The 11,227-nt window shown below is 66.6% G+C and carries 10 protein-coding genes; 1 reads left to right on the forward strand and 9 read right to left on the reverse strand.

The window, feature by feature from the left end:
• Window positions 1-27 precede the first annotated feature (27 nt).
• The 7 genes from PSH25_RS32015 to PSH25_RS32045 form a co-directional block, all read right to left on the reverse strand.
• Window positions 28-225, reverse strand: coding sequence for a hypothetical protein (locus tag PSH25_RS32015; RefSeq protein ID WP_238662620.1), 198 nt, complete (start codon window positions 223-225; stop codon window positions 28-30).
• 137 nt (window positions 226-362) lie between these two features.
• Window positions 363-896: a hypothetical protein gene (locus PSH25_RS32020; RefSeq protein WP_238662621.1), complete on the reverse strand. Its 534-nt coding sequence runs from the start codon at window positions 894-896 to the stop codon at window positions 363-365.
• A gap of 116 nt (window positions 897-1,012) precedes the next feature.
• Window positions 1,013-2,236, reverse strand: a complete 1,224-nt coding sequence (locus tag PSH25_RS32025; protein ID WP_238662622.1) for an exonuclease domain-containing protein — start codon at window positions 2,234-2,236, stop codon at window positions 1,013-1,015.
• 10 nt (window positions 2,237-2,246) lie between these two features.
• A complete protein-coding gene (locus PSH25_RS32030; RefSeq protein ID WP_238662623.1) occupies window positions 2,247-2,951 on the reverse strand; it encodes a DUF6218 family protein in 705 nt (234 codons plus the stop codon).
• Between the two features lie 258 nt (window positions 2,952-3,209).
• Window positions 3,210-4,397 carry a helix-turn-helix domain-containing protein gene (locus PSH25_RS32035; RefSeq protein WP_441005364.1) on the reverse strand — a complete coding sequence of 396 codons (1,188 nt, stop codon included), beginning with the start codon at window positions 4,395-4,397 and terminating at the stop codon, window positions 3,210-3,212.
• Between the two features lie 46 nt (window positions 4,398-4,443).
• Complete coding sequence (locus PSH25_RS32040) at window positions 4,444-4,605, reverse strand: hypothetical protein (RefSeq protein WP_238662625.1); 162 nt, start codon at window positions 4,603-4,605, stop codon at window positions 4,444-4,446.
• 131 nt (window positions 4,606-4,736) lie between these two features.
• Window positions 4,737-5,927, reverse strand: coding sequence for a helix-turn-helix domain-containing protein (locus PSH25_RS32045; RefSeq protein ID WP_238662626.1), 1,191 nt, complete (start codon window positions 5,925-5,927; stop codon window positions 4,737-4,739).
• A gap of 374 nt (window positions 5,928-6,301) precedes the next feature.
• Here PSH25_RS32045 and PSH25_RS32050 point away from each other — a divergent pair, with 374 nt between their 5' ends.
• Window positions 6,302-7,978, forward strand: a complete 1,677-nt coding sequence (locus PSH25_RS32050; RefSeq protein ID WP_238662627.1) for an AAA family ATPase — start codon at window positions 6,302-6,304, stop codon at window positions 7,976-7,978.
• A gap of 214 nt (window positions 7,979-8,192) precedes the next feature.
• Here the strand turns inward: PSH25_RS32050 and treZ are convergent, their stop codons facing one another.
• Together treZ and PSH25_RS32060 are read right to left on the reverse strand one after the other, a co-directional pair.
• On the reverse strand, window positions 8,193-9,917 hold the full coding sequence (gene treZ, locus PSH25_RS32055; RefSeq protein ID WP_238662628.1) for a malto-oligosyltrehalose trehalohydrolase: 1,725 nt from the start codon (window positions 9,915-9,917) through the stop codon (window positions 8,193-8,195).
• Window positions 9,914-11,227: malto-oligosyltrehalose synthase (locus tag PSH25_RS32060; protein ID WP_502361369.1), on the reverse strand; the 1,314-nt coding region annotated here is incomplete at its 5' end. The genes PSH25_RS32060 and treZ, both read right to left, overlap by 4 nt.

Consider the following 11,227-nt stretch of genomic DNA (forward strand, 5'->3'; position numbering starts at 1 on the left):
ACAAGCCGCGACCTGCGGGTAGGTCGGTCAGCGGGTCAGGCCGACCAACGTGGCCAGTCGCGCCACACCGGCCGGCGCCGGCTGCGCGCGGGCGACATCGGCGATCACGGTACGCGCCAACGGCCGGCACCGAACCTCAGCCGGCGCCACGCTGTCCGCGTCGACGAGCGCGCGGGCAGCGCCGCGCACGTCACCCACGTGGAGGTACGCCCGCGCGACATCCACCAGATACGCGCCCCGATACTCGGCCGGCAACCGCCGCCATGCCCCCCGCCGAACAATCGTCGCGTGCCGCCGCACCGCCTCGCCGGCATTGCCCCGTTCATTAGTTTGCGGTCCCACCCGGGGGCGGTGGGAAGGACTTACCTTTGCTCCTTACTCCACTGCCACAGAGCCCTGTCCAAGGTCCTTAGGTCGGTCTCCACTCGGTCAGCTAGTGCGCTGCAAACCTCCAGGTACCGTGTGTAGCTCGACCTGCGACCCAACTCGCCATGGGCCCGTAGCGTCTCAATCGCCCGGTAGTCGATGACCGTGAACACCGACGGGTCGCAGACCGTGAGTAGCGCACTCGCTATCGGCACGCCGACACCATTGAGAAGGCTTAGGACTCGATGCCGCAGCCGCTGAGGTGCCGCTAGCGCCATGCGCGTGACGTCTTCGATGTCGCTATCGCTGTTGCGGGCGACATACGTCGTCGATCGTGGGCTCTTCCAGCGGACCACTTCTAGAAGGTCGCGCCGGTTGTAGTAGCCCCGCTTGGCCACAACAGGCCCAATCCGTCCGAAGACGTCAAACTCCCGCTGCTTCACCTGGTACTGGCCACTCCAGCGCTGCACGAACTCCTTCGTAATCGCCGCATCCGCGCTGGCGAGATCAAGCTGATGTACCGAGGCCATCGTTGCTCCGTTGGTCAAGTGAGTGACAAGGGCCACCCGACCAGGTCGGTTCGCGCTGGGCGACGTTCCGACAATCAGCTCGGAGCCTCGCCGCACGCCTGCGGCCTAGCGTGGCCCTAAGACGCACCGACCGTGAGCCCGGCCAGCATGTTCTGGTAGGCGGCAGGGTGGACGATCGGGATGCCGTACTTGCGAGCGACCGTGGCCTTACCTGACATGGTGTCCGGGTCCGCCGCGATGAGAAGCCGCGTCTTCTTGGTGACGTTGTCGCCTACGAGGAGGCCCGCCATTCGTGCCTCGTCCTCCCACTCAGAACGCGGTGGATCCATGGCACCGGTGAAGACGATTTTGTCGCCCGGCTGCAGCCGCCACCCGTTGGGACGCCGCTGACGTGGGATGTCGGTCGCTGCAGCAGCCAACGCCTCATCGACATCTGACCGTTGGAAGCCGAGCAACTCGGCCACCTCATCCAGATCGTGTCGTTCAGAACTGGTCAGGACGCCGTCTTCGAGCGCGACTCCCGCCAGGCTCGCCAGATAGGCCCGGTGGAGGTGCTCGATGTCGACACGGGCGAGCCCGAAAGTCTCCGCCGTGGCGACAAGTGCGTCTGCTTCCGTAGCCGAGATATGCCGGTCGAGGAGCGCCTGGTCGAGGAGGGCCAGGTAGGCGTCGCTCTCAAGCTCGGGCAACCGAGGCAGCCGGTCGACCAACCGAGCGAGGAAGTGCTGTTCCCGTTTGCCCGCTTCGCGGCGATGAACGGCCACCACGGAATTGGCTGGTATCGGAGGCCACAGGAGATCTGCCGCTGCCATTGCTGTGGTCGCCCACGGCGGCGGGTTACCAGCCGCTTGTAGGTAATAGCTCATCAGTTGGGCTGCGGCGCGGGCGTCGTGCAAGGCCGAGTGCGCCTGGTGCGGCGGCAGTCCGGCGAGGCGACAGCAGTCGCCGAGGCTTCGACCGGCCGAAGGCAGGAAATGCGGGGCCAGCCGCATAGTGCAGAGGCCGGGTGCCTGGTCGATCGGCGCTTCGATCCCGACGCGTCGATACTCGGCATGCAAAAACGGGGCGTCGAAGGTCAAATTGTGAGCGACCAGGACCCGGCCGCGCAGCAGGCCCGCAAGGTGACCAGCCACTTGTTCAAAGCCAGGTGCTCGCCGCGCTTCCGCAGCCGTGATGCCGTGGATGTGCTGCGGCCCGAGATCGCGATTCGGGTTGACCAGGCTGCACCACTCGCCGGTGGTCCGACCAGTCTCATCGAGGTGTACAACGGCGACTTCGACGATCCGATCGTGCCAACTGGTACGAAGACCCGTGGTTTCGAGGTCGATGACTGCGTACATGAGTGCCCCCCTACGCCGATACCGAGAGGTTGGTGTGGACGGCCTTCCGAAGCCGCGCCAACCACAGCGGCGGCAGCGGCTGCGGGTCGCCCAGCGGACGCAAGTAGGCTCGGCGGTAGCGCGCCTGCTCGGTGTCCTGCCATAGCTGAGCGGTTCGTGCGACAGCAGCAGTCACTGCCAGAGCCGTCGCCGCGACCTGCGAGGCTGAGGCGAACCGGTCCTTGGCGGCCCACGTGGCTAGGTGCTCCTGGCTCGGCAACTGCGTGGCCCATGCGAGCGGAGCAATCTTCGATTTGACGCGCGTTCTGTGCTGCTCCACCGCGATCGAGTAGGAGGACCGATGCTCCCTGATTTCTTCGAGCAAATCAGGGAGGGCGAGGATGGTGCCCTCAAGCTTTGAGAGCAGTTCGGCCGGGACGACTTCGGCAACCCTGGCGAGAACACCGACGGGTGTCTCGCGATCCCAGTCGATCAGACATCGGTCCTGCAAGTTCCACATGATTCGACGAAGTTGCTCTGGTTCTCGTTCGATCTCGTCAAGACGGACTACCCATGCTCCGCCAGCTACTCCGGTGGGCCCGAGGCGCCACACCGCCAAGGCATCGCCACCGCCGCTGTCGGGGCCGACGGCCAGAACCGCATGGCCGCGCACACCGGGCACGTAGTCGATTGGTATGGACAGCTCGTTTTCGGACACCTCCACGCCGATGCTCATGCACGTCCTCAATCCTCGACAGTGGAATGACCAACGTAATAGGTCCCGAGGACAACGGAAGTCAGCTATTTGGCCCAAGTTGCCGTCCGGACCGCACATCGAATCGGCACTGCTGTCGGCTCTCGCCGGATGCCCGATGTCCGAACGGCTCCTAATAGCAGACACCGGCCTGTTGTGGCTGTACAAGGGATCCGGCAATATGCGGGACCGTTCTCTTTGGCATCGGGCTCACCGCGCGGCCGGGCGCCCGCAGACCGGTCACCGAGTTAGGCCGACCAGCGTCGCCAGTCGCGCCACGCCGGCCGGCGCCGGGTTCGCGCGGGCGATCTCGGCGATCACGGTACGCGCCAACGGCCGGCACCGGACCTCAGCCGGCGCGACGCTGTCCGCGTCCACCAGGGCTCGTGCGGCCCCGCGCAGGTCACCCACCTGGAGGTACGCCCGCGCGACATCGACTAGGTACGCGCCCCGATGCTCGGCTGGCAACCGCCGCCACGCCTCCCGCCGAATCACGGTCGGGTGCCGGTGCAGCGCCTCGTCGGCGTCACCCCGTTGCGCCGCTGACAGCACCCGAGCCAGGTCGACGGCGATCGGCCCGAAGCCGGTGCGGTGCGTGTCGTCGTACCCCCGAAGGTTGGCAGCGACCCCGGCGGCCCGGTCGGTCAGCTCGTCGGCGCGGCGAGCGTCGCCGCAGCCGGCAGCGGCCAGAGCGGCCTGGACCAGCAGCGTCCCGCCCACGGCCCACTCCCCCGCCGACCACCCCCGGCCCTCGCGGTCATGGGGTTGGCGGGTGGTTCGGTCTCCATCCGGCCCGCCAACCTCATGATTACCGAAGCCGGATGGGGTCGGGTCGGGGGTGGGCGGGAGGATGCGGTTCGCGGCGGTGAGGGCCGCGGTCAGGGCCAGGCGGTCGCGGTTTGACGCGCGGAGCGCCTGGGCGACCGAGATGGCCGCCGTTGCCGCCAGGAGCGTGTCATCGCCGGCGGCGGCCATCGCCCGGTCGGCGGCCAGCCACCCGAGGTCGGCCTCGCCGAGCTTCACCAGCAGCGACGAGGTGATCCGGTACGCCTGTACCCGCAACTCTGGTGTCTGCGCGCCCTGGACGGCGTCGAGCAGACCCGGCAACAACCGCACCAACTGCCCGTAGTGCGCGTGCTGGTAGCTCAACCAGGCGTACCCGAGCTGTCTTCTTAGTTCTTCCGGCGGCTGGGCCGGGGCCTGCGGGGTGTCGTAGCGGGCGAGAGCCGCCCGGACGTCGTCCACCCCGTCCGGCGTGCCGGCAGGCGTTGGCCGCTGCTGGCCGAGCAGCACCTCCGGGTCGACCCGCAGGACGTGGGCCAGCTCCTGGATCACCGAGTACCGGTCCAGGGCGCGCACGCCCCGCTCCACCTTGTCCACCCAACTCTTCGACCTCCGCAGCCGGTCCGCGAGCATCTGCTGCGTCATCGACCGCCGCACCCGCCAACGGGCCACGCGGCGACCGATCGGCACGTCATCGTTGGTCACGCCGCCACCGCCGGTCCGGGACCGCACGGGTCGTGTCCTCCACGGGTACGCGCTCCGCCTCAGCCTGCGCCAGAAGACGCTGCTTGGCAGCCTCCCGCTCGGCGGCTTCCCCATTGCTCTCCGGAGCGTTGTCGTCTTGACCGCTCATCCCCGCCTCCTCCCATAGAGGCCTAGCGGTTGATGCTCAAGATTCGATCACCGCCGCACCAGGCCACGGGACGTGCTTGCGTCCCGAAACCGGACAGTAGGGCGGATTGGTGATGCGGTGATTACTGGCAGTTATGCGGCCAGGTTGACGCCGATGCGGCCGGCGAGCAGGCGTAGCTCGTCGGGGATGGCTCGGCGTTGCGCGCGCTGCGCCAGCGTCACCACGGCATCGCGGGCTAGGGGGTTGATGGCGAACGGGATCGGTGCTGCCCGCTCGGCCTGCACGAATGCGGCGAGGGCCTCAACGTCTCGGCGGCCGCCGTCCGCCAGGGCGCGGCCGAGGTCGAGCCAGTAGGACTGCTGGCGGATCGACGCTGCGAGCACCTGCGGTCGGACCGTTCGAGACAGCTCAATGACCCGGCCGGACTCACCCTGCTCGGCCGCAATGGACATCTCCCACAACCCAACATTGGTCGGGCCGAACCCACAGCCGTTGAAGCCGGCCCCGTCGACGGGATCCCCGAGCGTTGCGGCCTCGCGCGCCGCCTCGGCAAGGTGATCGCGAGCTACATCGAAGCGACCGCTGACTGTCGACGTCAACGCGGCCGAGAGATGGAGCTGTCCGAGCATCTGCCGCACCCGCTCGTCGGCGGCGTCAGCTTGCAGCTCGATCAGTGACCGGTCGGCGGCACGGGCTGCGACCGGTGCGGACTCGATTGGCAGGCTCTGTGCATAGGCGAAGCGAGACGCCGCGATCCACGCCGGGTCTTCGGTGTCTTCGGCGACCGCCCCAGCGAGCCGGGCGGCGTTAAGGGCCAGGTGGCGGTAGCCGAGGTTCCGCAGGCAGGTGGCGGCTTGATAGGCGACCTGGACGAGCACGCTGCCGCCCACGGCGGCGGCTTCAAGCAGGAGGTTGGGCAGCATACGAGCCATCGCCGGGTAGTTGCACGAGGTGCGGAGCTGCTCGGCGCGGGCGATCTCGGCGGCTAGGCGCTCTGCCGCGTAGGTCGACCGGCGACGCTCGCCGTCCTCGATCTCGATCAGGGCTGACCAGATCGCCGGCACGCACTCGGCGGCGCTCTCGCGAGCCGGATCGCCGGACTCTGTGCCCTGGCCGAGCAGGTCAGCCACCGTAACCTGGAGAGCGGCCGCAAGGGCGACCAGAGTGGAGCGGCGGTCAATGGTCTTCCGACCCGACTCGACCTGCGACACGTAGGACTGGGTGACGCCAGCGAGCCCAGCGAGGACTGCCTGAGTCATGCCTCCACGGCGCATCCGCCAATACCGGATCCTGGCTCCGATGGTGTGCGGCTTCGTCACCATGCCTTCGCCACCCTCCAGGTAGAGGACCAGGACAGCGGCGACGCCGCGCTGCCCCGCAGGTTGGACGGTACACCGAAAGGGCGTCCTAGTGATGACGCAGTGCCCCGAGAAGCGTCGCGACAAGTCTGGCCCTTCATCGACGCCCGTTCGAAGTACGCAGGCTGGAAGATGCCCGCTTCCCGCCAAGCGGTGAGCGAGGTGGCCGGCGGACGGATCGGGCTTGAAGTTATCGCTTCGAGTTCACGGTACGGAGCTGCTTCAATGTGCCTCTGCGCGATGGCGAAGGCACTAGCCCATTCAACGCCAGAAGCGCCAGGTTCCCTCATGTCCGCTAGGTTGCTAGATTGACCGGCAGGATCTGGAGAGGCGGACTGATGAAGATTCAAGAGATAAAGATCAGAAGCTTGCGTGGTATTGCGGAAATTCTGACGGTGCCGCTTCATGAAAAGAATGGCGGACCAGCTCAAACAACTCTGATATTCGGCGACAATGGGGCCGGAAAGTCGTCGATCGTCGATGCCATAGAGTTTTTGATCCGCGGCCAGGTTAGCCGTCGGGGAGTAGGCGGGAGGAAGCAGCGCAAAGAGTTGCGGAATTTGTTCCTGGATGTACCTCCAGCGGTAATAGCGAAAACCGATTCGGGGTTGCTTTTGGCGAGGGGGGACGTGAAGGGGGTGGAGGAAGCAAAAATTCTCAAGGGTCGCTCCACCCCTGAAGGGATTGGCAGTTGGCCGGTTGCCATTAGGAGGCAAGACGTCGAGGAATTTTGGCGAGTTAACGATGATCGACGATTAGAGTTTTTTTACGACTACTTCCTTCCTGCCGGCAGTTCCTTCGCGGACGAACACCGTCGCGCCGAAGCCATACGCCTTCACGAAGAGGCTGTCGATGATCACCTCTTGGCTCTAGACCGGCTTGAACCCTACTTGGGCGTCTGGCGAGGCGACATTCCAGAACATGTAGGCGCAATTAAAGCTTTCAGGGCAGTGTTAATGCGACAGAACGGCCTCAGGAAGGAAGAGCGCAAAGAACTCGAATACTTAGTCGACGACTTCGAGTTCACCCTAATCCAGAGGAATCATGCTTCAGGCGCGGCTCAGGCGGCCCGAAACGCACAGACCATCGACTTAGAGGGTGTCGCTGCTGCGCTGGACTCGATTTCAGGCGCGGTGGCTGAAGACTTCCGCTGCACGACTGGCCTAAACTGGCTGTCGAACGTGGCCTTTCATGTGTCCAACGACGGTCGCCTAAGCGTTGACCTGATCACCACCGACGGTAGGGTATGCGATCCGCGCGACATTCTAAGCGAAGCGTATCTTGATCTTTTAGCACTAATGGTGATCATGGACCTGCACCTTGCGCTCGCAAAAGGAACCGAACGTCGCTTCGTCGCGCTCGATGATGTCTTTCAGTCAGTTGATGCCCCGCTGCGCCAGAGAGCGCTCGAGCACATTGTATCTAGATTCGAGGGATGGCAGCTCATAATCACCCTACACGACGGGCTTTGGCTCAAGGCAACTACTAAGATCTTTGAGGGGGCTCCTTCAATCCGCGTCCTTCGGATCCGCAACAGAGGCCACGGCGCGAGCCCGGCGATACTTGATGAACGCATAGGACCTCTCGCGGATGTCGAAGGTTGCATTGCCGACAACTCCCGCCCAGTTCCCCTGTCAATGGCGGCAGGGCGAGCACTCGAGTCGCTTTGCCACGAACTGTCATTTTCTTGGAAGGTGGCTGTACAGAGGCCCTTGCGGGATGAGTACAAGCTTTCGTACCTTTGGAGAATATTACAGCCCGTGCTTGAGCGAAGTTCAGACCCAGCGCTCAGACAAGCATCCTTAAGGCTAAAAACCACTCAATTTATTCGGAACGAAGCTGCACACCCAAATGAAACTGCAGAATCGCTTACCGACGCTGAAGCACGCCAGTTCGCTGATGATGTCCGTACGCTATGGCACCGCCTTTCGTGTCAGCGTTGCCAACGCCTCGTGAGGAGTCCTCAAGAGTCTGGCCCGTGGGCACTGCAGAAGAGCTGCGGCCACTCCGACTAACTATGGCTACGCACGATCTGTTGCTTCTTCCACTCCTAAGCAGGTCTGCGGGAAGGTGATCAATCAGATTGTCGATCTCCCAAGCATGAGGCAACACAACAACAGCAGGTGAAAGGCGCGCAGTTGTCACCTTCGCTCATCAACGGATCCCACCGCGGGCCGCCCATACTGCGCGCCTGGATGCGAGCGACATGGCGGTTGAGCACCCGCTCGTTCAGAGCGCCACGATCGCCGCAGTCTCCGCAGGCAGCTGGATCCGGTCCCGCATCACCGTGACCCCCTCCCCCGTAGCCAGCAGCACCCGCCGAGCCACCCCAGGCAGCGACACCCCCTGCCCCCGCCCAGCCAGGTTCGCCACCACGAGCGTGTCCCCCCGCCGCATCACCAGGAACTGGTCCCCGTGCTGCACAGAAACCGCACTCAACCGAGGATCCGAGAGATCAGGAAGAGACCGACGCAGCGCGATCAACCGCTGGTAGAACGCCAACATCTCCCGATGCTCAGGCTTGTCCAGCTCCGCCCAGTCCAACCGCGACCGCACGAACGTCTCCGGGTCCTGCGGATCCGGCACGTCCCCCTCCGGCCACCCGTGCGCGGCGAACTCCCGCCGCCGCCCGGTCCGCACCGCGGAGGCCAACTCCGGCTCCGGGTGCGACGTGAAGAACTGCCACGGCGTAGAGGCAGCCCACTCCTCCCCCATGAACAACATGGGAGTGAACGGCGCCGTCAGCAGCAACGTAGCCCCAACACGGAGCAGCGAGGGCGACAGCGAAGCCGAGATCCGATCCCCGGTAGCCCGGTTCCCGATCTGGTCGTGGTTCTGTAGGTACGCCACGAACCGGTGCCCCGGCACCCGAGGATCAACAGGCCGCCCGTGGTGCCGGTTCCGGAAGCTCGACCAGGTGCCCGCGTGGAAGAACCCGCCGGTCAACACGTCCGACAGCGTCTCCAGGGAGCCGAAGTCACCGTAGTACCCCTGCCGCTCCCCCGTCAGCAACGTGTGCAGGGCGTGGTGCGCGTCGTCGTTCCACTGGGCGTGCAGCCCGAACCCACCCGCCTCGCGCGGCGTGATGACCCGCGGGTCGTTGAGGTCGGATTCGGCGATCAGCGACAGCGGCCGACCCAGGTGCGTCGACAGGGACTCGACGGAAATCGCCAGCTCTTCCAAGATAGGAACGGCCCGCGAGTCGTGCAGCGCGTGCACAGCATCCAACCGCAGCCCGTCGACGTGGTAGTCGCGCAGCCACATGAGCACGCTGTCGATGATGTAGCGGCGTACCTCGTCGGAGTGCGGGCCGTCCAGGTTGATCGAGCGACCCCAGGTGTTGCTCTGCTCGGCGAGGTAGGGCCCGAACCGCGGCGCGTAGGCCCCGGAGGGCCCGAAATGGTTGTAGACAACGTCGAGGATCACCCCCAGACCGCGAGCGTGGGCGGCGTCGACGAACCGTTTCAGGCCGTCGGGGCCGCCGTAGGGCTCGTGTGGGGCGTACCAGCAGACGCCGTCGTACCCCCAGTTGTGTTCGCCGTTGAACGCGTTGACCGGGAGCAGCTCGATCAGGTCGACGCCCAGCGACACCAGGTGGTCGAGGCGGTCGATGGCCGCGTCGAAGGTGCCTTCCGGGGTGAAGGTGCCGATGTGCAGCTCGTAGAGGATGCTGCCGGGCAGTTGCCGGCCGGTCCACGCGCTGTCGGACCACGCGAACTCGGCGTGGTCGTAGCGGCGGCTCGGCCCGTGCACCCCCGCAGGCTGCCACGGTGACCGGGGGTCGGGCAGTGGGGTTTCGTCGTCGTTCAGCAGAAAGGAGTAGTCGAGGCCGGCGTCGGGCACCTCGACCCGCCACCAGCCGTCGGCGGCGGCGCGCATCTCGTGGTCGGTGTCGTCGGCCAGGCGCAGCCGCACCCGCTCGGCGTCTGGCGCCCACACGCTGAATTCGGTCATCGCGCAGCCTCCACGGAAGTGGTGGAAGGAGTCAGCAGAGCCACGGGATAGTCGGCCAGAAGGTCGTCCAGAGGGGTCTCCCCGCCACTGTAGACCCGGCCGGTGAACAGGTCCTTCATCTCGTGAACGGGAAGTGACAACGCTGTGTCACACCACCCGCCGGCGCGGGCCAGGCCCAGCGGCAGCCGGGTCGCCACGGCGATCGCGCCGCCCCGGTCGAAGGCCACCACGTGCCGGCCCACCGGCCCGTGCGCGGGCACCGGTCGGTAGGTGGTGAACAGCTCCGGGTGCGCCCGCCGCAACCGCAGGGTCCGCGACACGACGAGCAGCTTCGCCGCTCCGTCGGTGTCGATCGGGGGACGCCAGCCGCCGTCGATGCGTGCCAGCAGCTCTCGGCGTACGTCGAAGTCGACCGGGCGGCGGTTGTCCGGGTCGACGAGGGAGTTGTCCCACAGCTCGGTGCCCTGGTAGGTGTCCGGCACCCCGGGCATGGTGAGCTGGATCAGCTTCTGCCCGAGCGCGTTGCACCAGCCGGCCGGGGTGATCGCGGCGGCGAGTTCGGTCAGCTCGTCGTGCAGGCTCGGGTCGTCGTACATCCGGTCGACCACGGCGTGCAGGGCCTGCTCGAAGGCCGGGTCGGGGTCCGCCCAACTGGTCGAGGCCCCGGCCTCCCGGGCGGCCTTCTCGACGTACGCGTGCAGCCGTTCCCGCTCGATCGGCCACGCGCCGACGGCGGTCTGCCAGAGCAGGTGGGCGAACGACGGGTCGGGCAGCGGCGCGTACTCCATCCAGGTCTTGACCTGCTCGGCCCAGCGGCCCGGCAGTTCGCTGAGCACGGCTAGTCGGGCGCGGACGTCCTCGCCGCGTTTGGTGTCGTGGGTGGAGAGGCTGGTCATGCTGGCGGGCCAGCGGACCTGGTGGGCGCCGGCGAAGCGGTGGAACTCCGCCGGCGGCACCCCGAAGTGGGCGGGGCTGCCGCCGACCTCGTTGAGCGCCACGAACCGGGTCCACCGGTAGAAGGCGGTGTCCTCCACGCCCTTGGCCATCACCGCGCCGCTGAGCTGCGGGAACCTCATGCCCAGCTCGTCGTCGGGGTTGCGCAGTCGGCGGGTGACCGCGTCCAGGGCGCCGGCCAGGTCGGGGCGGCGGCGCCCGGCCTCGGAGCGGGCGGCGGCGAGGTGCCGGGCGCCGTGCGGCGGGTAGCCCCGGTAGACCGGGAACGCGGCGGCCAGCTCGGCGAGCGCCGCGCGGGCCTGCTCGGTGGGCACCTCGGGGGCGAGGGCGGCCAGCCGGGTAAGCTCGGTGCCGAG

Origin of the sequence: Micromonospora foliorum (genome assembly GCF_022229015.1) — a bacterium.
GTDB lineage: Bacteria > Actinomycetota > Actinomycetes > Mycobacteriales > Micromonosporaceae > Micromonospora > Micromonospora foliorum.